Raw genomic sequence first — 24,692 nt, 5'->3', positions numbered from 1 at the left:
ATGTCGAACGAGGCGACCGAGTCGAGCCGATCGAACGAGGAGAGGCTCCGCGACTATCTGCGGCGGGCGACGGCGGACCTGCGCCAGGCCAAGCGCAGGCTGCAGGAGGCGGAGGAGGAGCGGTACGAACCGATCGCCGTCGTCGGCATCGGCTGCCGTTTCCCCGGCGGGGTGCGGACACCGGAGGACCTGTGGCGGCTGGTCGCCGACGGCGGGGACGCGGTCGGACCGTTCCCCGCCGACCGCGGCTGGGACCTGGCGGCGCTGTACGACCCCGACCCGGAACAGTCGGGCACCTGCTACACGCGGGAGAGCGGCTTCCTGCACGACGCGGGCGACTTCGACGCGGCGTTCTTCGGAATCAGCCCACGCGAGGCGCTCGCCGCCGATCCGCAGCAGCGGCAACTGCTGGAGGTCGGCTGGGAGGCCGTGGAGCATGCCGGGATCGACCCGGTCGCCCTGCGCGGTACCCGTACCGGCGTCTTCGCCGGGGTGATCTCCCACGACTACCGGCCGCAGTCCTATCACGAGGGCGACAGCCTGGAGGGATACGTGCTCACCGGGACGACCAGCAGCGTGGCGTCCGGCCGGGTGGCGTACACGCTCGGCCTGGAAGGACAGGCGGTGTCGCTGGACACGGCCTGCTCGTCCTCGCTGGTCGCCATCCATCTCGCGGCCCAGGCGCTGCGGCGCGGGGAGTGCACGCTGGCGCTGGCCGGCGGCGTGACGGTGATGGGCAGTCCGGGCGCCTTCGTCGAGTTCAGCCGGCAGCGCGGGCTCGCCCCGGACGGGCGCTGCAAGGCGTTCGCGGCGGCTGCGGACGGCACCAACTTCGCTGAGGGCGTCGGGGTACTCGTCCTGGAACGGCTCTCGGACGCCCGACGCAACGGGCGCAACATCCTCGCCGTGGTACGGGGATCGGCGGTCAACCAGGACGGTGCCTCCAACGGGCTCACCGCGCCCAACGGCCCCGCCCAGCAGCGCGTCATCCGCCAGGCGCTGGCGAGCGCCCGACTGGGGCCGGCGGACGTCGACGCCGTCGAGGCGCACGGCACGGGCACCCGGCTGGGCGACCCGATCGAGGCTGAGGCGGTTCTGGCCACGTACGGGCGGGACCGCGAGCGACCGCTCCACCTGGGCTCGGTGAAGTCCAACATCGGCCACACGCAGGCCGCGGCGGGCGTCGCCGGTGTCATCAAGATGATCGGCGCGATGCTGGAGGGTGTGCTGCCGCCGACCCTGCACGTCGACGAGCCCACCCCGCATGTCGACTGGTCGGCGGGCAGCGTCACGGTGGTCACCGAGCCGACCGACTGGCCGCAGACCGGCCGACCACGGCGGGCGGGCGTCTCGGCGTTCGGCATCAGCGGAACGAACGCACATCTGATCCTGGAACAGGCTCCGGAGCCGGCAGAGGGCCAGGCGGAAGCAGCCGACAACGCCCCGGCCGGCACGGAGACCTCGGTCAAGGGCGCGGCCGAGCCCCAAACCGGCGCCGCACCTGTGCCGCCCTGGCTGTTGTCGGCCAAAACCGACGGCTCGCTGCGCGCCCAGGCCGGAAAGCTGCTGGCGCATGTCGCCGAGCGCCCGGATCTGGCCACCGCGGACATCGCGCGTTCCCTGATCACCGCGCGCACGGCGTTCGAGCGGCGGGCGGCGGTGCTGGGCGCGTCCCGGGGCGAGCTGCTCGCGGGCCTGACGGCGCTGGCCGAGGGCCGCGACCACGAGAAGGTTCTGCCGAGTGCTGCCGGACGTCCGGCGAAGGTCGCCTTCCTCTTCTCGGGGCAGGGCTCTCAACAAGTGGGCATGGGGCGGGAGTTGTACGACACCTATCCCGTGTTCGCCCAGGCCCTGGACGAGGTGTGCGCACTCCTCGACCCATACCTTGAACTCCCTTTGCGGGACGTCATGTTCGGGGAAGACGCGGACCTTCTCGGACAGACCCTCTACACCCAGACGTCCCTGTTCGCCTACCACACCGCCCTGTTCAAACTCCTCGACAGCTTCGGCGTGCGCCCCGACCTCCTCGCCGGACACTCCATCGGCGAGATCTCCGCCGCCCACGCCGCAGGCGTGCTCTCGCTGGAGGACGCGGCCAAGCTGGTCTCCGCCCGGGCACGCCTCATGCAGCACCTCCCGCCCGGCGGCGCCATGATCGCCGTAGAAGCCACCGAGGAAGAACTCCTCCCAGGACTCGAAGAATTCGGCGACCGCATCGCCATCGCCGCCATCAACAGCCCACGATCCACCGTCCTGTCCGGCGACGAAGAACCCGTCACCCAACTCGCCACCCTCTGGAAACAACGAGGACGCCGAACCCACCGCCTCGACGTCAGCCACGCCTTCCACTCACCCCACATGAACCCCATCCTCGACCAATTCCGCTCCACCGCACAGGAGTTGACCTACCATCCGCCCACGCTGACCCTCGCCTCGAACCTCACCGGCGCTCTCGCCTCGGCGGAGGACCTCACGTCGCCGGAGTACTGGGTCCACCACGTCCGTAACGCCGTCCGCTTCCACGACAGCGTCCAGACGCTGCACACCGCGGGAGCCACCGTGCACGTCGAACTGGGACCGGGGGCGACCCTCACGCCCCTGGTGCACCAGGGGCTGGACGACGCCGTGGCCGTTCCGGCCCAGCATCCCGACCTGGTCACGGCCCTGGCCCGGCTGCACACCCACGGCGTGGCCGTGGACTGGACGCCCCTGCTGACGGGAACCGGTACGGTCCCGCTGCCCACGTACGCCTTCGAGCACGAGCGGTACTGGATCGAGTCGGCCTTCAACGCGCCCGCCCCCGGTCCGGGCGAGGGGACCGAGGACGCGGAGTTCTGGGACGCCGTGGAACACGGTGATCCGGAGAAGCTGGCCCGTCGACTGGAGATCGGCGGGGACGCTCCGCTGGGCGAACTGCTGCCGGCGCTCGCCGACTGGCGACGACGGACGCAGGAGCGTTCGCAGGTCGACCGGTGGCGCTACCGCGTGATGTGGCAGCCGGCGTCGCAGACGGTGCGGCGGGACCCGCCGCAGGGGACCTGGCTGGTCGTCGTCCCCGCGGCGTACGCGGACGACCCGGCCGTGGAACTGGTCGGCGCCGCGCTGACCCGGCAGGGCGCGACCGCTGCGGTGATGACCGCTCCGGAGGCGGCGCCCCACACCTGGTTCGCGGACCGGCTGCACGAGGCGGGCGCCGAGGTCGGCGGTGTCGTCTCGCTGCTGGGCCTCGCCGGGCATCCGCACCCGGAGCACCCGGCGGTCCCGGCGGGCGTCGCCGGGACGCTGGCGCTCGTGCGGGGACTGGCCGACAGCGGGTCCTCGGCGCGGCTGTGGGCGGTGACACGCGGTGGCATGGCCTGCGGGGCTGCCGGGGACGGCGAGTCGTCGGGCGGTCAGGCACAGCTGTGGGGGCTCGGGCGCGTGGTCGCGCTGGAGCAACCGCGGCTGTGGGGCGGTCTGGTGGACCTGCCGGCGGTGACGCAGGGGCGCACCGCCGACGATCTCGCGGCCGTACTGGCGGGTCTCGGCGACGAGGACCAGGTGGCGCTGCGCCATGCCGGTCCGCTGGTCCGCCGGCTGGTCCGGGCAGCGCTGGTGCAGCGGACTCCGGAGCCCACGCCGTGGAGTCCACGCGGCACCGTGCTGGTCACCGGGGGCACGGGCGGCATCGGCGGACATCTCGCCCGGTGGCTGGCCGCGCACGGCGCCGAGCACCTGGTACTGGCCGGACGGCGCGGTCCGCGGGCGCCGGACGCACCCGAACTGGCCGCGGAGCTGGAGGCCCGCGGCGTCCGGGTGACACTCGCCGCCTGCGATGTGGGTGACCGGGCGGCGCTGGCGGACCTGGTGGCGGAGCATCCGCCGACCGCGGTGTTCCACGCGGCGGGCAGCGCCCAGGCGTACACACCGGTGGTGGACACCGACCTGGACGAATACGCCCGGGTGGTGTCCGGAAAGGTCGCGGGAGCGCAGCACCTGGCCGAACTGCTGGCGGACCGCGACCTGGACGCCTTCGTGCTGTTCTCGTCCAACGCGGGTGTCTGGGGCAGCGGCGGACAGGCCGCGTACGCGGCGGGCAACGCTCATCTCGACGGTCTGGCCGGGCAGTTGCGCGCGGGCGGCCTGCGAGCGGTGTCGGTCGCCTGGGGGTCCTGGGCGGACGGCGGGATGATCGACCTGGACGGCGCGACCGACCTGCTGGAGCGGCGCGGCATCCGTGCGATGGCGCCGGCCCTGGCGCTCGGCGCGCTGCGGCAGGCCCTCACCGACGGCGAGACCCTGCTGTCGGTCGCGGACATGGAGTGGGCGCGGTTCGCCCCGAGCTACACGGCGGTCCGACCGAGCCCGCTGCTCGACACGGTTCCCGAGGTGTCGGCGGTGCTCGCGGAGTCCGCGGAGACTCCCGCGCGTGACACCACCGCGTCGGGACTGGCCGCGGAACTCGCCGCGTTGTCGCCGCGCGAACAGCGGGTGCTGGTGGGCAAGCTGGTCCGTGGCGAGGTCGCCGCGGTGCTCGGGCACACCTCGATCGAGGCGGTGCCGCCCGACCGTGCCTTCAAGGATCTCGGCTTCGACTCGCTGACCGCGCTGGAGGTGCGCAAGCGGGTCAACCGGGTCACCGGTCTGCGCCTGCCGGCCGTGGCGGTCTTCGACCATCCGACGCCCGCGGCGCTCGCGGGCCATGTCCTGGCGGAGTTGCTGGAGAGCGGCGGTACCGCCGACGCCGCGCGGGCTCAGGGCCAGGTCGTGGACGGCGAGCCGATCGCCGTGATCGGGATGAGCTGCCGCTATCCGGGCGGGGTGGCGTCCCCGGACGACCTGTGGCGGCTGGTGGCCGAGGGCCGGGACGCGATCTCCGGCTTCCCCACCGACCGCGGCTGGGACCTTCCGGGCCTGTACGACCTGGACCCTGACGGGGTGGGCACGACCTACGCCCGGCACGGCGGATTCCTCGACGGCGCCGCGGACTTCGACGCGGCCTTCTTCGGCATCAACCCGCGCGAGGCGCTCGCCGCCGACCCCCAGCAGCGCATCCTGCTGGAGAGCGCGTGGGAGGCCGTCGAGCACGCCGGGATCGACCCGACGACGCTGCGCGGCAGCCGCACCGGCGTGTACGTCGGGGTGTTCGCGCAGGAGTACGCGGCCCGGCTGCGCAGTGTCCCGGACGGCGTGGAGGGTTACCTCGCCTCGGGCAACGTCACCAGCGTGGCATCGGGCCGGATCTCCTACACGCTCGGCCTGGAGGGGCCGGCGGTCTCGGTGGACACCGCCTGCTCGTCCTCGCTGGTGGCGCTGCACATGGCGTGCCGTGCGCTGCGCGCCGGCGAGTGCGACCTCGCGCTGGCCGGCGGCGCCACGGTCGTGGTGACGCCGAACATCTTCACCGAGTTCAGCCGGCAGCGCGGGCTGTCCCCCGACGGGCGGTGCCGGTCCTTCGCCGCCGCCGCGGACGGCACCGGTTTCGGCGAGGGCGCGGGGCTGCTGATGGTGGCGCGGCTGTCGGACGCGCTGCGCGACGGACACCGGGTGCTCGCGGTGATCCGCGGCACCGCGGTCAACCAGGACGGTGCCTCCAACGGCCTCACGGCGCCCAGTGGTTCCTCCCAGCAGCGGGTCATCCGGGACGCGCTCGCCGACGCCCGGCTGTCGACGGCGGACGTGGACGCCGTCGAGGCCCATGGCACCGGGACGGTCCTCGGCGACCCGATCGAGGCCCAGGCGCTGCTCGCCACGTACGGGCAGGACCGTGCGGAACCGCTGTACCTCGGTTCGCTGAAGTCCAACATCGGGCACACCCAGGCCGGGGCGGGCGTCGGCGGGGTCATCAAGATGGTCGAGGCGATCCGGCACGGTGTGCTGCCGCGGACCCTGCACGTGGACGCGCCCTCGCCGCACGTGGACTGGACGGCGGGGAAGGTGGAGCTGCTCGCCGAGCGACGGCCGTGGCCCGAGGTGGGCCGACCGCGACGGGCCGGGGTGTCCTCCTTCGGGCTGAGCGGGACCAACGCCCACGTGGTTCTGGAGCAGGCACCCGAGCAGGAGGCCGCTGCGCCCGGGGAGGTGCCCGGCGATCCGGCGGTGTCCCAGGTCTCGGTGTGGCCGGTGTCCGCGCGGACCGAGCCCGCGCTGCGCGCGCTGGCCGGGCGCCTGCACGCGCTGGCCGCCGAGCTCCCGGACGACGCGCTGGCCGACGCCGGCCGGGCCCTGGCGGAGCAGCGGGCCGCTTTGGCCCGGCGGGCCGTGGTGGTGGCCGCGGACCGGGGTGCCCTGCTCGACGGTCTGGCAGAGCTGGCGCGCGGCGGCGAGAGCGACACCGTCGTGCGGGGCACCGCCGCGGAACTCGGGGGCACGGTCTTCGTGTTCCCGGGCCAGGGGTCGCAGTGGCCCGCGATGGCGCGGGAACTGCTGGTGTCCTCACCGGTGTTCCGGGAGCGGATCGAGGACTGTGCCCGGGCGCTGGAGCCGTACACCGACTGGTCACTGGTGGACGTCCTCACCGAGCGGCCGGGCGCCGCGTCGCTGGAACGGGTGGACGTGGTGCAGCCCGTGCTGTGGGCGGTGATGGTGTCACTGGCGGCCGTGTGGGAGTCGTACGGTGTGCGACCGGATGCGGTCATCGGTCACTCGCAGGGCGAGATCGCCGCCGCCACCGTGGCGGGCGCGCTCGGTCTGGACGACGGGGCACGGGTGGTCGCCCTGCGCAGCGCCGCCCTGAAGGCGCTCTCCGGCCAGGGCGGGATGATGTCGGTGCAGTTGACGGCGGAGGCCGTGCGCGAGCGGTTCCCGGCGGGCGCCGACCTCAGCGTGGCCGCGATCAACGGTCCGACCTCCACGGTGGTGTCCGGTGCCCCGGACGCCCTGGACGCGCTCGCGGCGGACTGCGAGGCGGCCGGTGTGCGGATCCGACGGGTGCCCGTGGACTACGCCTCGCACGGTCCGCACGTGGGGCGGGTCGAGGCGGAGGTGACGGAGCTGCTCGCGGGGATCCGGCCCCGCTCGACCGACGTCGCGTTCTACTCCACCGTCACCGCCGGCCTCTTGAACACGGCGGAGCTGGGCCCGGAGTACTGGTACCGGAACCTGCGGCAGACGGTCCAACTGCTGCCCACGGTTGAGGCGTTGATCGACGACGACCTCCGGCTGTTCGTCGAGGTGAGCCCGCACCCGGTGCTGACCGTGCCGCTCCAGGAGACCGCGGAAGCGGCGACGGAGACGCCGGTGGCGGTGATCGGCACGCTGCGCCGGGACCACGGCGACGTCGCCCAGGTACTGACCTCGCTCGCGCGGGTACATGCCGCGGGCGGGACGGTGGACCGGGCCGCGCTCACCGGCGGAACTCCGCGACGGGCCGTCGACCTGCCGACGTACCCCTTCCAGCGGCAGCGGTTCTGGCTGGAGGCGCCGACCGGCCCCGGTGACCTGTCCGGGGCGGGCCTCGCCGGTGCGGACCACGCGCTGCTCGGCGCGGAGGTGGAGCTGTCGGACGGTTCGCGCGTCCTCACCGGGCGGGTGTCGCTGGCCACCCATCCCTGGATCGCCGACCACGCGGTCGCCGGAACCGTGCTGCTGCCGGGGACCGCGTTCGTGGACCTCGCCCTGCACGCGGCTGCCAGGACCGGCGGGGGCGGCCTGCGCGAACTCACCCTGCACGCCCCGCTGACGCTGCCGGCGGACGGCGTCGTGGACCTTCAGGTCGCGGTCGTCCCCGGCGACGAGGAGGCGCTGCGCACCCTCACCGTGCACGCCCGGCCGGTCGGCGACGCCGGCGGGTTCGACGGACCGGTCTGGACACACCACGCGACCGCCGTCCTCGACGCCGCCACCGCTCCCGCGCCGGACACCGCCCCTGGCCCGTGGCCGCCGGAGGCCGCCGAATCCCTGGACGCCGAGGCCTTCTACGACGGTCTCGCGGACGCCGGTTACGACTACGGACCGGCACTGCGCGGCCTGCGCGCGGCCTGGCGGACACCGGACGCGGTCCTCGCGGAGACAGCCCTGCCCGAGCAGGTCGCCGCGAGCGGGCACGGTATCCACCCGGCGCTGCTGGACGCGGCGCTGCACGCCATCGCCGCGGACGGCCTGCGCTCGGGCGACGACGGGCGCGTACGGCTGCCGTACGCGTTCAGCGACGTCGTCCTGCACGCGCGTGGCGCCACCGCGCTGCGCGCCCGGCTCACCACCGTCTCCGAACAGCCCGAACAGCTCACCGTGAGCGCCGAGATCACCGACGCCGACGGCCGACCCGTGCTGTCCATAGGGCGCCTGACACTCCGTCAAGTGTCGACGGCGGCCGCTGTCCGGCCCCGCTCGCTCTACGAGATCGCGTGGCCACGGCTGGACCGCGACGCCACGGCGATTCCCGGCCGTTGGGCGCTGCTCGGCGCGGACACCCGGGGGCTCGTACCGCAGGAGAGCGTTCACTCCGGTCCGGCGGCGCTGGCGGCGGCCGTCGACGCGGGCCTGCCGGTGCCGGAGGCGGTGCTGGTCCCGCTTCCGGTGGACGCGGGGAACCCCGTCGACGGCGCGCACGCGGCAGCGGAGCACGTGCTCGCCCTGGCACAGGAATGGCTCGCGGAGCCCCGGTTCGAGGCGTCCCGGTTCGTTGTGGTCACCAGGAACGCGGTGGCCGTCCACGACGACGACGGACCGGCCGACCCGGCCCGATTGGCACACGGCGCGGTGCCGGGCCTGCTGCGGTCCGCGGCGGCGGAGAACCCCGGGCGCTTCGTCCTGCTGGACCTCGACGGTACGGCCGCCTCCGACACCGCCGCTCCGGGGGCGCTGGCCGCGGCCCTGGCCGCTGACGAGCCGGAGGTGGCGGTGCGCGACGGCGTGGCCCTGGTGCGCAGGCTCAGCAGGACGTCACCGGGAGAGGCGCACTCCGAGAGCCGCTCCGACGGCTTCGAGGGCTTCCACGGCGAGGGACCCGTCCTGGTCACCGGAGGCACCGGCACACTCGGTGCACAGGTGGCCCGCCACCTCGTGGCCACGCACGGCGTACGCCGCCTGCTCCTCGTCGGCCGGCAGGGACCGCAGGCGCCGGGAGCGGGCGAACTGGCGGCCGAACTCACGGCCGCCGGTGCCGAGGTGGAGATCGCGGCCTGCGACGCCGCTGACACCGAGACGCTCCGCGCGCTGCTGGCCGGGCGGGAACTCGCCGGAGTGGTGCACGCGGCAGGCGTCCTCGACGACGCGACCCTCTCCACGCTCACATCCGGGCAGCTGACACGGGTGCTACGGCCCAAGGTGGACGCGGCGTGGAACCTGCACACACTGACCGAGGACCGCCCCGGCACACCGCTCGTCCTCTTCTCCTCCGCCTCGGCGGTCCTCGGCAGCCCCGGACAGGCCAACTACGCGGCGGCCAACGCCTTCCTGGACGCGCTGGCGCACCACCGCAGGAGCCGCGGGCTGCCCGCCGTCTCCCTGTCGTGGGGACTGTGGGCGCAGGCGAGCGGGATGACCGGCCACCTCGACGACGCCGACCTGCGCCGGATCGGGCAGGGCGGCATTCTGCCGCTCGAAGGCGAGGAGGCGCTGGCCCTGCTCGACACCGCGCTCGGTCTCGGCCGGCCCGCGCTGGTGCCGGTCCGGCTGGACGCGGGCACCCTGCGTTCGAGGGCCGCTGAGACAGGCGCGGTCCCGGGGGTGCTGAGGGCGCTGGTCCGGGCGGCGGACACCGGGGCAGTGGCCGGGGACGACCTGCTGCGGCGGCTGTCCGGCCTGGACGAGGAAGGGCGGCGGGCCGCCGTACTCACTCTTGTCAGGGAGGCCGCGGCGGCCGTGCTGGGACACGCCGACCCGCAGACGCTGGAGGAGGACCTGCCCTTCAAGGATCTGGGGTTCGACTCGCTCACCGGGGTGTCGCTGCGCAACCGCCTCGGCACGGCGACCGGGCTGCGGCTGCCGGCCACACTCGTCTTCGACCATCCGACCGCGCGGGCCCTGGCCGACTGGCTGCTGTCACGGCTGGCACCCACGGAGCCGGGCGCCGCTCCGATCCTCACCGAACTCGACGGCCTTGCCGATGAGTTGGCCTACCTGCCCGCCGACCCCGGTCTGCGCGACCAGGTCGCCGACCGGCTCCGCGCGCTGCTCCGGGACGTCGCGGCGACCGGGGACGGGGACGGCGGCGAACAGATCGCGTCGGCCTCCGCCGAGGAGATCTTCGACCTGATCGACAACGAACTGGGCGTCGTCTGATGAACACGGAATCACCGGCGAGCCGAGGGAAGGGCAACTGATGGCCAGCGAAGAGGAACTCGTCGCGTATCTGCGCCGGGTCACCGCCGACCTCCAGCAGACCCGGCGCAGGCTGGCGCAGGCCGAGGCGAGGGAGCGCGAGCCGATCGCCGTCGTCGGCATGAGCTGCCGCTACCCGGGCGGGGTCGGTACACCCGAAGAGCTGTGGCGGCTGGTCGACGAAGGAGTGGACGCCGTCGGCGGGTTCCCGGCCGAACGAGGCTGGGACGTGGAGCAGCTCTACCATCCCGACCCCGACCGGTCCGGCACCGTCACCACCCGCCAGGGCGGCTTCCTGCGCGACGCCGACCGGTTCGACGCCGCGTTCTTCGGGATCTCGCCCCGGGAGGCGCTGGCCATCGACCCGCAGCAGCGGATCCTGCTGGAGACCTCGTGGGAGGTGTTCGAACACGCCGGAATCGACCCGCGCGGCCTGCGCGGCAGCCGGACCGGGGTGTACGCGGGCGTGATGTACAACGACTACGGCGCCCGGCTCCAGCACCGCCCGCCCGAGGAGGCCGAGGGCATGCTCGGCAGCGGCAGCGCCGGCAGTGTGGCCTCCGGTCGTATCGCGTACACCTTCGGCTTCGAGGGCCCGGCCGTCACCGTGGACACCGCGTGCTCCTCGTCCCTGGTCGCGGTGCATCTGGCCACGCGGGCGCTGCGGTCCGGGGAGTGCACGCTGGCGCTGGCCGGAGGGGTCGCGGTGATGGCGACCCCGGCGACCTTCGTCGAGTTCAGCCGGCAGCGCGGGCTGGCGCCCGACGGCCGGTGCAAGGCGTTCTCTGCCGACGCCGACGGCACCGGCTGGGCGGAGGGCGCCGGACTGCTGCTGCTGGAGCGGCTGTCCGACGCCGAGGCCAACGGGCACCGCGTACTGGCGGTGATCCGTAGCTCGGCAGTGAACCAGGACGGTGCGTCCAACGGCCTCACCGCCCCCAACGGGCCGTCGCAGGAGCGGCTCATCCGCCAGGCACTCGCCGACGCCCGGCTCGCCCCCGCCGACGTCGACGCCGTCGAGGCACACGGCACCGGCACCCGGCTCGGCGACCCGATCGAGGCTCAGGCGCTGCTCGCCACGTACGGGCAGGACCGTGAACGGCCCTTGCTGCTGGGGTCGGTGAAGTCGAACATCGGGCACACACAAGCCGCCGCCGGGGCCGCCGGGATCATCAAGATGGTGCACGCCCTGCGCGCCGGTGTGCTTCCCCGCACCCTCCACGCCGATCGCCCGACCCCGCACGTCGACTGGTCGGCGGGCCGGGTCCAGCTGCTCACCGAACGGGTTCCGTGGCCGGACGTGGACCGTCCGCGGCGGGCCGCGGTGTCGTCGTTCGGCATCAGCGGCACCAACGCGCACGTCATCCTGGAACAGGCGCCGCAGCACACCTCGGCAGACACCACGGCGCCGCGGGCGGCGGGGACCGCCGGGCCCGGCCCGCACGCCGATCCGGTGGGCAACACGCCCCCGCTCCCCTGGCTGTTGTCGGCCCGCACCGAGGGCGCCCTCGCCGCGCAGGCCGTGCGGCTGCACGCCCATCTGACGGGCCGCCCGGAGCTGCGCCCGCAGGACGTCGCCCGCACCCTGGCCGGACGGAGCCGCTTCGACCATCGCGCCGCGGTGACCGGCACCGACCGGGACGAACTCCTCGCCGGGCTGGCGTCCTTGGCCCACGGCGACGGCGGCGGCCAGGTGCTGCTCGGCTCCGGCCGGCCCGGGCGCATCGCGTTCCTCTTCACCGGACAGGGCGCCCAGCACTCAGGGATGGGACGGGAGTTGGCCGCCGCCCACCCGGTCTTCGCCGACACGCTCGACGAGGTGGCCGACCTGTTCGCCGCGCACCTCGAACGCCCGTTGAAGGACGTGCTGTTCACCCCGGGCGAACCGCTCGACCAGACCCTTTACACCCAACCGGCCCTGTTCGCCTACGAGATCGCCCTCCACCGGCTGCTGCGGCACTGGGGCATCACGCCCGATCACCTGGCCGGGCACTCCATCGGAGAACTGGCGGCCGCCACGGCCGCGGACGTCCTCGACCTGCCGTCGGCCGTGCGGCTGGTCGCCGTCCGGGCCCGGCTGATGCAGGGGCTGCCACCGGGCGCCATGACCGCACTGGACACCGACGAGGCGACCGCCCTGACGCTGCTGGACGGACGGACCGATCTGCTGTCCGTGGCGGCTGTGAACGCGCCGGGATCGGTCGTCGTCTCCGGCGACCCGGAGGCCCTCGCCGAGGTCGAGGACGAGTGGCACGGCCGAGGCGGCCGCAGCCGTCGGCTCACGGTCGGCGGCGCCTTCCACTCCCCGCTCACGGACGCCGTGCTCGCCGAGTTCCGTGCGGTCGCCGAGGACATCGAGTACCGGCCGCCGTCGGTCCCGGTCGTCTCCACGCTCACCGGTCGGCCGGCCGACGGGGACGACCTGCTCACCGCCGCCTACTGGACCCGCCAACTGCGGCACACCGTACGGTTCCAGGACACGGTGACCGAACTGCGCCGGCTCGGTGTGACGACCCTCCTGGAGATCGGCCCCGCGCCGACGCTCACCGCGCTGGCCAGGCGCACCCTGGAGGCGGACGCCTCGGCACCACCGGTACGTGCCGTTCCCACGGCCCGGCCCGAACGTCCCGAGACGACGGCACTTCTGGCGGCGGTCGCCGAGGCACACGTGCAGGGCGTACGGGTGGACTGGCCGACGGTCACGGGCGGGGAGGGCGACCTGGTCGATCTGCCCGGCTACGCCTTCCAGCGCGACCGGTACTGGCTGGACACGCCGTCACCGACGGCGGGCGCCGAGGAGTCGGCGTTCTGGGACGCGGTCGACCGCGCCGACCCCGCGTCCGTCGCGGAGATCCTGCACCTGGAGCGGACCAGTCCGCTACGGCCCGTCCTGGACGCGCTGGCCGCCTGGCGCCGTCGGCCGCACTGGCCCCACCGTCTGACCTGGCGCCCCGTCCCGGCACCGGACCGGACACCGCCTCCCGGTACCTGGGTACTGCTCTCGCCTGCCGATCCCCTGCACGGCGGCGCGACGGTGGACGCCGTCGCCGACGCGCTCACCGCCCGGGGAGCCGAGGTGGTCCGGGCCGCGGAGATACCGGATGCGGCGCTCGACGGTCGGGCGTGGGCGGGGGTACTGGCGTTCCCCGCGCGGGAAGCGACCGACCCCGTCACCGCCACGTTGCGGACGCTCGACGCGCTGGCGTCCGCGGAGCTCCGGGCCCCGTTGTGGGCGGTCACCGCGCACGGCGTGGCGGTCGACGAGGTCGACGCCGGGCCCGACCCGGCGCAGGCCGTCGTGTGGGGACTGGCCCACGGGCTGTCCGTCGAGCGTCCCGAGACATGGGGCGGGATCGTCGACCTGCCGTCCGGCACGGCTCCCGACCCGCGCTCCGCGGCGCGGCTGGCCCGGTTCCTGGTCGCGCCGGACGGCGAGGACCAAGTGGCCGTTCGCGGATCGGACCTGTACGGGCGTCGTCTGGTGGCAGCCCCGGCGCCGCGCCACGACGAGGTGAAGGTGCCGCCGGGCACGGTCCTGGTCACCGGCGGCACGACCGGGCTGGGCCGGGACGCGGCCCGCTGGCTCGCCCGGCACGGAGCCGAACATCTGCTGCTGACCTGTGCTCCCGGCGACCCGGCCGAGGTGGACCCGTATCTGGCCGAGCACGGCGCCAGGGTGACCATCGCGGTGTGGGACCCGTCCGGCCGGCAGGACCTGGCCCCGCCGGAGGTCCAGGACCTGGCGCCGGCCGCCGTCGTGCACACCGTGGTCCCGCCCGGGCCGCCGCCCACCGCCACGCTCGACGCGGACCGCGCCGGTCGGGAGCTGGACCGGGTGCGGGCGCAGGCGGAGGCGTTGGCCGGCATCGCCGACCGGACGTCCGGCACGGTGCTGGTGTTCCTGGCCGGCGCCAACGGGCTCCTCGGCGGACCCGGCGCGGCCAACGAGGGCCCGGCGCAGGCGTATCTCACCGCGCTGGCCGGGCACAGGACCGCCCACGGCCGTCCCACCTCAACGCTGCTGTGGGGTCCCTGGTCACGGCACGGCACGGTGGAGGGCCCCGGGGGGCACGGGCTGCGTCCAGTGGTCGCGGAGGCGGCGATGGACCAGCTGGCCCGCGCGTTCGGTGAGGGCGGCGCACGACTGGTGATCGCCGACCCGGACTGGGAGCGGCTGCTGCCGGAGTTCGCCGGGGACCGCTCGCGCCCTCTGCTGTCCGAACTGCCGCCGGCGGCCCGGCTGTTGCGGAGGGCGGCGGCCGGGGGCCGGCCGTTGTCGTGGCGGCGGCGCCTGGCCGAGGCGACCGGCGAGGACCGGCCGGCCGTGCTCCTGGATCTCGTCCGTACCCAGGCGGCGGTCGTGCTGGGGCTTCCGGGGCCGGAGGACGTGCCTGCGGACGAGGCGTTCCTCGGCATCGGGTTCGCCTCACTGACCGCGCTCGAACTCAACAACCGGCTGCGGGACGTGGCCGGTCTGTCCGTCCCGGCCACCGGAATCTACGACTTCCCCACGCCGACGGAACTGGCCCGCTTCCTCAGCGCTTCACTGCCCACCACCCGTTAAGGAGTCCCGGATGACCCGCACTGTGATCATCGCCGGAGGCGGCCCGGTCGGCCTGCTGATCGCCGCCGAGCTGCGGCTGAACGGTGTGCCCGCCATGGTCCTCGAACGACGCGCGCACCGCGACACCGAGGCGTTCTCCCGGCTGCTGCACGGCCGGTCGGCGGACGTCCTGGAACGGCGGGGGCTGCTCGCCGGGCTGGGCGAGCTGCCGCGCTGGCCCGCGGTGCACTTCGCCCATCTGCCGATGGATCTCGCCAAGGCGTCCCCCGACGACTACTGGCTGATCGTCCCGCAGAACCGGGTCGAGGCGGCTCTGGAGGACCATGCGGTGGCCCTCGGTGCCGAGATCAGGCGCGGTCACGAGGTGCTGGCGGTCGAGCAGGACGACGCCGGGGTGACCGTCACCGTGCGCGGCGCCGACGGCGAGTACCGCGTCGAGGGCGCGTTCCTGGTGGGCGCGGACGGCGGCAACAGCACCGTCCGCGATGCCGCGGGTTTCGTGGCACCGCCCCGTGGGCCGTCCTGGTACGGGCTGGTCGCGCAGGTGGAGGGGTACGCCGGCCCGGAGGGCGCGGGCACCGGCCCGGCCGGGCTGTACGGCGTCATTCCCGACGAGGGCTTCCATCACGTCATGACCACCGAGTTCGCCCGTGACACGCCCGGCCATGAGGTGCCGGTGACCTTCGACGAGGTCCGGGAGAGTGTGCTGCGCGTGGCGGGGGCACCGGTGACCGGGGGCCGACCGCGCTGGACGGCCCGCTACGGCAACACCACCCGTCTCCCGGACAGCTACCGCAAGGGCAGGGTCGTCCTGGCGGGTGACGCCGCGCACACCCACTTCCACGCCGTCGGACACGGGCTGAACACCGGCCTCAACGACGCGGTGAACCTGGGCTGGAAGCTCGCCGCCGAGGTCGACGGCACGGCGCCGGAAGGCTTGTTGGACAGCTACGACACCGAGCGGCGCCCGGTCGGTGAGCGCGCGGTCCGCGTGATGCGCGCCCAACTGGCGTTGCTGCACCCGCTGGAGGAGCTGGAGCCGCTGCGCTCCCTGTTCGCCGAACTCGTCGAACTCCCGCCGGTCGTGGAGCATCTGGTCGGCGCCGTCACCACCGTGCGGTATCCGCTGGAGCGGGTCCTGCCGGGCGACTCCGCCGGGTTCTCCCCGCTGATCGGCCGTCCGCTGCCCGTGCTGCCCAAGGCCGCGGTCCCGGCCGTACACAGCGGCCGGGGCGTCCTGCTGGCTCGCGAAGGCGACCCGCGCTCTCCCGGCTCCCTCCCGGGTTGGGCGGACCGGGTGACCCGCGTCGGGATCCCGGCCGTACCGGAGCTGGACGCGCCCGGTGTGCTCGTCCGCCCCGACGGCGTCGTCGCCTGGGCCGGCACCGACGACAAGGGCCTCACCGTCGCGCTGGAGACCTGGTTCGGTCCGGCTGCCTAGGCGGGTCCTCCTCCGTCCGGGGTGCGTGGCCCGGAACGACGGCTCCCCCCGCTCGGGCGACAACGAGCGGGGGGGGAGGGGAATCGGGGGGCGAGGTCTATCGCGTCCGCAGCTCCGCGGCGACCTCGGCCAGCAGTTCGTACGAGCGCAGCCGGGCCGCGTGGTCGGTGACGATGGTGATCGCCATGAGTTCGTCGGCCCCCGTGCGCTCCAGCAGTGCGGTGAGGGTCCGGCGCGCGGTCGCCGGGTCCCCCACCACCTGGCTGTCGAACTGACCCCGTACGCGGGCGCGTTGTTCCTCCGTGTAGCCGGCGGTCGCCGCCTCCTCGGGGAGCAGGTAGGGCCCGAGCCGTCCCTCGCCCATCTGGAGCGCGGCCACTTCCAGGGGGCTCGCGAGATACCGCGCCCGCGCCTCGCTCTCGGCGAGCAGCACCATCACGTCCAGCACGACGTATGGCTTCGGCCACCGGGCACTGGGCCGGAAGGCGTGCCGGTACGCCTTGAGAGCGCCGTCGACGGCGTGCGGGCTGAAGTGGTACCCGAAGACGAAGGGCAGGCCGAGCCGGCCGGCGAGCGCACCGTCCGTCTCGTCACGGCCCACCAACCACACGGGAGGCCAGCTGTCCGGGCGGGGAGTGACCGTCACCGCCTCGTCGGTGTCCGCCGGGTCCAGCAGCCGGAGCAGTTCCTCCGTGCGCCCGGCGAAGGCGTCCGCCGCCAAGGGGCCGGGCTCGCCACGCAGCGCGATCTGCACGGCGGGGTTCATGGTGCCCACCGAGGGGCTGACGCCGAGGTCGACGCGGTCCGGGTGGAAGGCGGCCAGGGTGCAGAACTGTTCGGCGACCGCCAACGGCCGTTGGTGGGCGAGCAGGACGCCGCCGGCCCCTACCCGCAGAGTGCCGGTGGCCCGGGCGGCTTCGGCGACGAGCAGCGCGGGCGCCGAGGCGGCCAGGCTGAGGGTGCTGTGGTGTTCGGAGAACCAGTGGCGCAGATAACCGAGACGTTCGGCATGGCGGGCGAGGTCCAGTGTGTCCCGCAGCGCCTGTGCGGCCGTGGAGCCCCGTATCACGGGCGCGATGTCCAGCACGGAGAGCGGCACGCCCGCCCGGCGGTCAGGCACGGGCCGTACTGCCGGACAGTTCCGCCACTGCGGCCGCCGCCTCGTCGAGGTCCGCGGGCTCGTGGATGTGGATGACCGGGAAGGGAAAATCGATGACTCCCTTCGGTATCGATTTCCCCAAGATCATGGCCAACCGAGTGCCGTGGCGCTCCAGTTCGGCAAGCATTCCGGGCATGGTGATGGCAGCCACGGGGTTGCGGTCGAACAGGTCGCGGACCTCATCGGCCGTGGTCAGGGCCCTGGGCTCGGGCTGGACCGCGGAGCAGACCGGCACCCCGGGGGCGGTGAACGGCATGGTGCGGACGTACGGGGCCAGGAACTCCCGCTCATGGGTGCGCAGTTCGGTGTGCGCGGCGATGGTCTGCCCCTCCAGGACGACCACCGTCCGCTCCGGCAGTGACGCGGCGAGGTCCGCCACGGCCGTGCGATGACCGCCGAGCAGCAGCATCCGCTTGGTGCCCTCCAGTACCGGACCGAAGTCCCCGGCGAGATGAACCCCCGGCCGGGCTTCCCCGTAGTAGTCGGCCGGGTCGTCCTCGGCCGGTACGAAGGCGCGGGCCACGGCCTGCTCCGGCGCGTCCGGCGGCAGGTGCGGCACCAGACGCTGCCGGTGCAGGAAGCGCAGGTAGTGCTCCCGGTCGAGAGCTCCGGCCAGGGCCGCGGCCGTCATCCCGCCGAGGCTCACTCCGCCGGTCACGGACGGCGCGACGCCACGCTCCGCGAGGACGTCGGCGATGCCGAGCACGAGGGCGGCCTGGCGCAGCGAGCCGCGGCTCTGCCGCTCCTCCTGGTCGGCGGGCAGTTCCTCGGTACGCAACTGGGCGCCCGTCAGGCCGGTCCACTGCGCCGCACGCGCATAGACCTCCCGGACGGGCGCGAAGGACTCATGGAAACTGTCGGTCGCCGCGGCGTCGAGGTTGACGCGGCCTCCGACCACGTAGGCAACGGTCATAACGGAAGTCCACACCGTCTGCCCAAAGTGCCACTAAAGGAGAAACAAAGCATAATTTCTGCACGTCAGCAGCCGCAACATTCACGCCGGATCGATCATCTTGACGCTCAGTGTCGGTTTGATATAGATTTCGGCATGAGAATGATCGCAACGGAAAGGCTAGGCGGTGTGTGATTCTGCCACCTCCGTGATGGACGGGCGCCTTTCGATCGATCACGACGTCGCCCTCCCGCCCGGACCGAGTCGGTGTCGATGTATCTACGCCGTGGGCGACCGCCGGCCGCCCAGACCGTTCCGCGGGCGCCTGCTGCTCAACGGCGAGTACAGGCGCGGGCGTTCGGCTGGGGGTGCCGCGTCGCTGCCACGGCGGTGAGACTCGCCGCGGACTGTCGCGGCGACCCCTTTTCATCGTGCGTTCCTGCATTCAACGGGGTGGCATCATGACGTCTGGCACTATTGGTTCCGGAATTCCCATACCGGTGTCGCAGCGGACGGAGATGGAATCGCTGCACAGCGCGCTGATTGCACTGAAAGGCGGCCAGGGGCGCATCATCGAAATCGCCGGAGCGCCCGGCACGGGAAAGTCTCGCATACTGGCGGCGATATCCGCGAGAGCTCAGCGCATGGGATTGGCGGTGCTGAATGCGCATTATGCGGAATCGACTGGTCCGGAAAGCATCCCGGTGCACGGCGGATCGCCGTTCTCCGACGCGCCGGCCCCGACGAACGGACGTCTTCTCCACGAGACGCTGCGCTCCCTCCCCTCGCCGGCCGGCGACTGCCGTGCTGTGGTCCTGCTCGACGACTTCCAATGGTCGGGCCGGGTCGGTGCCGACCTGCTGGAGCAGTTGATGCGGCGTACGGCGACGGTGCCGCTGCTGCTCGTCCTCACCCACCGCCCCAAGCAACTCCCCCAGACCCTGCGCACGGTACTCGCGCGGGGCGTGGAGCAGGGCACCGTCCAGCGCATCGATCTCGGCCCGCTCGCCCCGGCGGAATCCGCTCGCATCCTCGGGATGCCGGCCTCGGATGCCCGGCTCCTCGAACTGCACCGGCTCAGCCAGGGTGTACCCCTGTTTCTGCTGGCCCTCGCCGAGTCCGACCCGGACGGCGCCGTGAAGGAGCGGTACGCGGCCCCCGTCCTGGCCGAGATCACCCGGCTGGGCCCCGACGAACTGGCCGCCGCCCGCGCCGCGGCCCTGCTCGGCGGCAGGTCCTTCGACCTGGAATCCATCGCGGCGGTCACCGAGTTCGACGTCTCCCGTACCGTCGAGGCGCTCGACGGCCTCCTGCAACGCGACATCCTGCGAGCCGTGGGCATCCGGCTCTCCTACCGCCACCCGCTGCTGCGCCGGCTCGTCGGGCAGGAGACCGACCCCGCCTGGCTGGCCGCCGGACACCGCAGAGCCGCCACCCACCTGGCCGCGCGGGCGGCGTCCGCGGCGGAACTCGCCGCCCACCTCGAACACTGCCTGGGCGACCCTCTTCCCGGGGACGTAGGGATCCTGCACCAGGCCGCACGCGAGGCGTTGCTGACGGACCCGCAGTCAGCGGCACGCTGGGCCCGCGCGGCGTTCGCCATCACACCGGCCGAGGACGAGGCGCCCCGCCGGGCACTCACCACCATCCTGGCCACGGCGGTGGCCACGGGAGGCGGGCTGGAGGCCGGGCGTGACCTGCTGCACGCGCTGCGCTCCGCACACGAGATGCTCTCCCCGGCAACGATCGCCCTCTACGCACAGGTGGAAGTGCTGCTGGGCAACCACGCCGAGGCCGACGCACTGCTCGGAGCGGAGCTCGCCCGGTTCGAGTACCTGCCCGAACCCCCGCTGGAGACGGTCGAGATGATCGTCGTGGAGAGCCTGATCGCGGCGATCGACGGCCGCCCGCCGGCCCCCGGCAGGATCGATCTGGCGCTGCGGATCGCCCGCTCCCACCGCTCGGGGCTCACCGAGGCCGGCGCGCTGGCCCTGCAAGGGCTCGGCGCTGCCCAGGAGAACCGGATGGACGCCGCCACGGCCGCGCTCGCGGAGGCGGCCGCGCTCATCGACCGGTTCACCGACCTGGACCTGGCCTCCCATCTGCCGTACCTGACGACGCTCGCCTGGGGCGAGACGCTGGCCTGCGAGTTCCACAGTGCGCAACGGCACTTCGCCCGTGGTACGGCCATCGCCCGGAAGTACGGCCAGCATCATCTGCTGCCGGTCCTGCTGCTGGGACTGGCCGTGACGCATCTGCAGATCGGCCGGCCTTCGGTGAGCCAGGAACTCGCCCGTGAGGCCGGCAGTCTGGCCCAGGAGTCGAACGCCCGGCACGTCCACGGCTTCGCCCTCGCCGTCGAGGCGCTCGGGGCGGCCTGGGCGGAGCCCGAACAGGACGCGGTCCGGCTTGCGGAGGAAGCCGTGACGGTCTTGCAGGGTGAGCGGTTCCGCTGGGCGCTGGCCGCCCCCTTCGCCCTGGCGACCGTGGCACGCCTGCGCGGGGACCGGCGCAGGGCGGTGACCCTGACCTTCGACACCGGCGGCGGCCCGACGCTGCAGGAAATGCCGTTCGCGTTGCGCGCCCGGTCGTTCGAACTGCTGGCCGGAGCGGTGATGGAGTCGGGCCGGTCCTTCTCGGCGCCGGCTGATCCGGTGCAGACCTCGGACGGCTGGGCGGCCCGTGCCGAGGAGGTCGCGCGCCTCACGGGACGTGCTTCGCATCAGGCTCACGCCGGCATCGCCCGGGGTCACGCCCTGCGCACCCGCGACGAGTTGGGGGCTGCGCTCGACAGCTACCGGACGGCGGCGTTCCTTTTCTCGTCGGAGGGAATGACCCGAGAACAGGCGCTCGCCCTGATGGCCGGCGCGTCCTGTGCCGCTGCCGCGGGCCGCGCCGATGACGCGGCGTCGATGATGCAGTTCGCCGACGAACTCGCCCACCGGATCGGCTCAGAGACGATCGTGCACTTTCTGCGGCATCTGCGCGCGCCAGAGGCGGAGCCCGTGGCGATGGCCGAACTCACGCCCCGGGAACGGGAGATCGCGACGATGGCGGGCGACGGCAGGAAGACCCGGGAGATCGCCCGGCAGCTCTCGGTCAGCCCGCGCACGGTCGAGGTGCACCTGTCCCGGATCTACCGGAAGCTCAATGTGGACTCGCGGACCTCGCTGGCACTGCTGCTGGCGGGAGCGGCCGGACAGACCGGCTCGCCCACCCCGCAGGCGGCCGGGAGCGAGCACCAGGTCCGGGCCTGGTGAGCCCCGGTTCCGCCGTGGCCGTCCGATCGACGGGCCACGGCGGAACCGGAACCGGGGAATGCGGCAAGGGACGCGTAAGTGCGTCTTTAGAGCGGTCTCGGAATGTGGGTGGCGCAGCCCGAGCCCTGCCTATTTCCCGGAAGGACCGCAATGGTGACGAGCCAACCGGACGCGTTGAACGAACTGCTGGCCCTGCAGAGGAACGGCACGCTCCTCGCGGAATTCCCCCGGATCGGTCCATTGCTCGACGCGCTCGACGACAACGGGCGGGCCAGCGCGGGCCGTCGGCTGGCCGCTCTCGATCCGGCGGACCTGCTGTCGGCGCATCCTGGGCTGGCCTCGCTCACGGTGGCCGTCACCGGGCACGGCACGCTCGCGGAGCTGGTCCCGGCACTGACCGCGGAGTTCGCCGCGGCCGGCGTCGTCGTCCGCCCGATGATGTCCGACTTCGACTCCTGGGTCTTCGACCTGGCCGACCCGGAGAGCGGTCTGTACGCGGCATCCCCCGACCTGGTGCTCTGTCTGCTGGACCACACCGTGGTGCTGGACGCGCTGCCGTCGCCGTGGGACGTCGACGACGTCGCCCGCGCTCTGGAGGAGAAGGTCCGCACGGTCGAGGGGCTCGCGGCCCGCTTCACCGAGCGCAGCAAGGCGGTGCTCGTCCTCAACACACTGCCGTTGCCCGCGTCCCTGACGGCGCTGAGCACCGACCAGAGCGCACGGGCCCGGCTGGGGCGGCTCTGGTACGAGGCGAACGCCCGGATACTGGCGTTGCCGGAGCAGTATCCGTCGTCGGTCGTCGTGGATCTCGGCGCCCTGACCGGCGAGGGGGTCCCGGTCGAGGACGTCCGGCTGCGCGCCTACGCGCACGCGAACCTCTCGCCCGCTCTGCTCGGCCGCTACGCCCGGCAGATCGGCCCCCTCGCGCGTCGGCTCACCGGACGCACCAGGAAGGTGCTGGCCCTCGACCTCGACGGGACACTGTGGGGCGGTGTTCTCGGCGACGACGGGCCGGACGGCATCGAGCTGGGCGACGGGTACCGCGGTGCGGCGTTCCAGGACTTCCAGCGTGTGGTGCGACAACTGGGCTCTCAGGGCGTGCTGTTGGCGATCGTCAGCAAGAACGACCCGGAGGCCGTGCGGGAGGTGCTGCGCACCCACCCCGGCATGGTGCTGAGGGAGGAGGACTTCGTCAGTGTCGCGGCGAGCTGGCGGCCCAAGCACGAGAGCCTGCGGGAACTCGCCCGGGTGCTCAACCTGGGCACCGACAGCTTTGTCTTCGTGGACGACAATCCCTACGAGTGCGGGCTGGTCCGGCACGAACTGCCGGAGGTCGCCGTCGTCCAGCTCGACGACGAGCCCGCCCGGCACGCCGGGCATCTGTTGGCCGGTGGGCACTTCGACGTGGCCGGACTGACCGCCGACGACCGGGCGCGTCCGGCCCGCTACCGCCAGGAGGCCGAGCGGAAGACCTTCCTGGAGAGCTTCGACTCTCTCGACGGCTATCTGCGCGAACTCGACACTCAGGTGCGGATCGCCCCGGCGGACCCGGACGACGTCACCCGCGTCTCCCAACTGACGCTGCGCACCAATCAGTTCAACCTGACGACGGTACGGCTCCAGCCGACCGCGGTCGGCGACCTGCTGGCCGATCCGAGCGCTCGCGTACTCACCATCCACGCCGCCGACCGCTTCGGAGACCACGGGCTGGTCGGGGCGGTGCTGCTGCACCGGGAGGGTGACCGGCTGGACATCGGCAATTTCCTGCTGAGCTGCCGGGTGTTCTCCCGTGGCATCGAACAGGCCTGCCTGGCCGCGGTGTTGCGCACCGCTCGCGCCGACGGAGTCCTGGAGGTGACCGGCAGCCACCGGCTGACGGCGAAGAACGGCAAGGTGCGGGACTTCCTGGAGCGCGGCGGGTTCAAGGTGGTCGGGCGGGACGAGACCGTGACCGCGTTCCGCCACGATCTGGCGGAACTGCCCGCGCCGCCGCCGCACATCACGCTGGACGACCGGACCGGCACCGGCCCGGCCTCCCCGGTCCATGAGGAGAGCACGCTGTGAACAGCATCGACGACTTCGTCGTCCTGGTCCGCGACGAGACAGGCCTGGAGGTGACCCGTGAGAACGTGGAAGCAGGCTTCGACGCGCTGCCCGGCTGGGACTCACTGCATCTGCTGACGCTGCTGACCGTCCTGGAACGCGAGACCGGCCGGTCCCTGTCCCTTCCGGACGTCCTGGAGGCTCCCAGCCTCGCCCATGTCTACGCCCTGACGGTGCCGCGGTGAACGGCACCCCCTTCCCCCGCGCGCGGCTGCACACCCTTTACTTCCTCGGCCATGTCGCCGACTTCGCGCCGGTCTTTCTCGACACCGACGTCGACATGACGCGAGTGCTCGCGCACCGGGCGGCGGCCAGGACGGACGGCGAGGCGTACTCGACCCTCACCTATGTCCTGCACACGGCGGCGCGGGTCGTGGCAGCCCACCCGGATGCCAACGCGGCGGTCCACCGGGGACTGTTCGGCCATCGGGTCCGGTCCTTCACCGGTGCCTCCGCCAAGATCACTCTGGACAAGCGGCTCAGCGGCCGGCGGGTGGTCCTGTCGGCGGTGCTGCCAGGGTTGGACACGGCGTCCCTGGCGGACATCCAGCGGCAGGTGGCCCACTACCGGGACGGGGACCCGGAACGGATGCCTGAGTTCGCACCCGTGCGCTCGCTGCAACGGCTGCCGGAGCCCGTCGGCCGTGCGGTGTTCAGGCTGTCAAGGCGTTCACTGGCGCGGCGGGAGGCGATGATGGGCGGCTTCGCGGTGACCTCGCTCGGTCACCGGGACGTACACGGTTTCCACTCGGTGGGCGGCACCACCCTCACGTTCGGACTCGGCCGCGTGGAGGAACGACCGGTGGTCCGCGCCGGGGAGATCACCACCGCCCCGCTGCTGCGGCTGAATCTCGCCTTCGACCACCGCGTGGTGGACGGCGCGGAGGCCGCCGACGTGCTGCACGAGGTGAAGGAGTCCCTGGAGTCTCTCGCCCCCTACACCACCGGACCGCAGTCCACGCACACCGCATCGGCCGCGGAGACAGCCGCCCACGGCGCCACCGACTGAGAACGCCACGGCTGCCGCCGCA

8 protein-coding genes and 1 pseudogene are annotated in these 24,692 nt (G+C 73.3%); 7 read left to right on the top strand and 2 right to left on the bottom strand.

The annotated features are described in order from the left end of the window. From ACNFOC_RS01780 to ACNFOC_RS01770, 3 genes and pseudogenes are all read left to right on the top strand, one after another. Positions 1 to 10,203: a type I polyketide synthase gene (locus ACNFOC_RS01780; protein ID WP_416955849.1), complete on the top strand. Its 10,203-nt coding sequence runs from the start codon at positions 1 to 3 to the stop codon at positions 10,201 to 10,203. 55 nt (positions 10,204 to 10,258) lie between these two features. Beyond that, a pseudogene (locus ACNFOC_RS01775) lies at positions 10,259 to 14,806 on the top strand (type I polyketide synthase); the annotation flags it as partial. Positions 14,807 to 14,816: 10 nt separating this feature from the next. Continuing rightward, positions 14,817 to 16,247 carry an FAD-dependent monooxygenase gene (locus tag ACNFOC_RS01770; RefSeq protein WP_416955847.1) on the top strand — a complete coding sequence of 477 codons (1,431 nt, stop codon included), beginning with the start codon at positions 14,817 to 14,819 and terminating at the stop codon, positions 16,245 to 16,247. 97 nt (positions 16,248 to 16,344) lie between these two features. Here ACNFOC_RS01770 and ACNFOC_RS01765 read toward each other — a convergent pair whose 3' ends face one another. Then, positions 16,345 to 17,367, bottom strand: a complete 1,023-nt coding sequence (locus ACNFOC_RS01765; protein WP_416955845.1) for an LLM class flavin-dependent oxidoreductase — start codon at positions 17,365 to 17,367, stop codon at positions 16,345 to 16,347. After that, positions 17,360 to 18,319 (bottom strand): ACP S-malonyltransferase, encoded by a 960-nt coding sequence (locus ACNFOC_RS01760; RefSeq protein ID WP_416955843.1) that lies wholly within the window; start codon positions 18,317 to 18,319, stop codon positions 17,360 to 17,362. The genes ACNFOC_RS01765 and ACNFOC_RS01760 overlap by 8 nt, the downstream gene beginning before the upstream one ends. A 440-nt stretch (positions 18,320 to 18,759) precedes the next feature. Between ACNFOC_RS01760 and ACNFOC_RS01755 the strand changes: the two genes are divergently transcribed. From ACNFOC_RS01755 to ACNFOC_RS01740, 4 genes are all read left to right on the top strand, one after another. Next, positions 18,760 to 21,558: a LuxR C-terminal-related transcriptional regulator gene (locus tag ACNFOC_RS01755; RefSeq protein WP_416955841.1), complete on the top strand. Its 2,799-nt coding sequence runs from the start codon at positions 18,760 to 18,762 to the stop codon at positions 21,556 to 21,558. Positions 21,559 to 21,711: 153 nt separating this feature from the next. Beyond that, positions 21,712 to 23,622, top strand: a complete 1,911-nt coding sequence (locus ACNFOC_RS01750) for an HAD-IIIC family phosphatase (protein WP_416955839.1) — start codon at positions 21,712 to 21,714, stop codon at positions 23,620 to 23,622. Beyond that, positions 23,619 to 23,846 (top strand): phosphopantetheine-binding protein, encoded by a 228-nt coding sequence (locus tag ACNFOC_RS01745; RefSeq protein ID WP_416955837.1) that lies wholly within the window; start codon positions 23,619 to 23,621, stop codon positions 23,844 to 23,846. Before ACNFOC_RS01750 ends, ACNFOC_RS01745 begins: the two co-directional genes overlap by 4 nt. Further along, positions 23,843 to 24,670 (top strand): 2-oxo acid dehydrogenase subunit E2, encoded by an 828-nt coding sequence (locus ACNFOC_RS01740; protein ID WP_416955835.1) that lies wholly within the window; start codon positions 23,843 to 23,845, stop codon positions 24,668 to 24,670. Before ACNFOC_RS01745 ends, ACNFOC_RS01740 begins: the two co-directional genes overlap by 4 nt. Positions 24,671 to 24,692 lie beyond the last annotated feature (22 nt).

The sequence above is a fragment of the Streptomyces colwelliae genome, assembly GCF_048158785.1.
Classification (GTDB): Bacteria; Actinomycetota; Actinomycetes; order Streptomycetales; family Streptomycetaceae; genus Streptomyces.
Note: the sequence above shows the minus strand (reverse complement) of the source record. Positions and strands in the feature narration are given on the sequence as shown.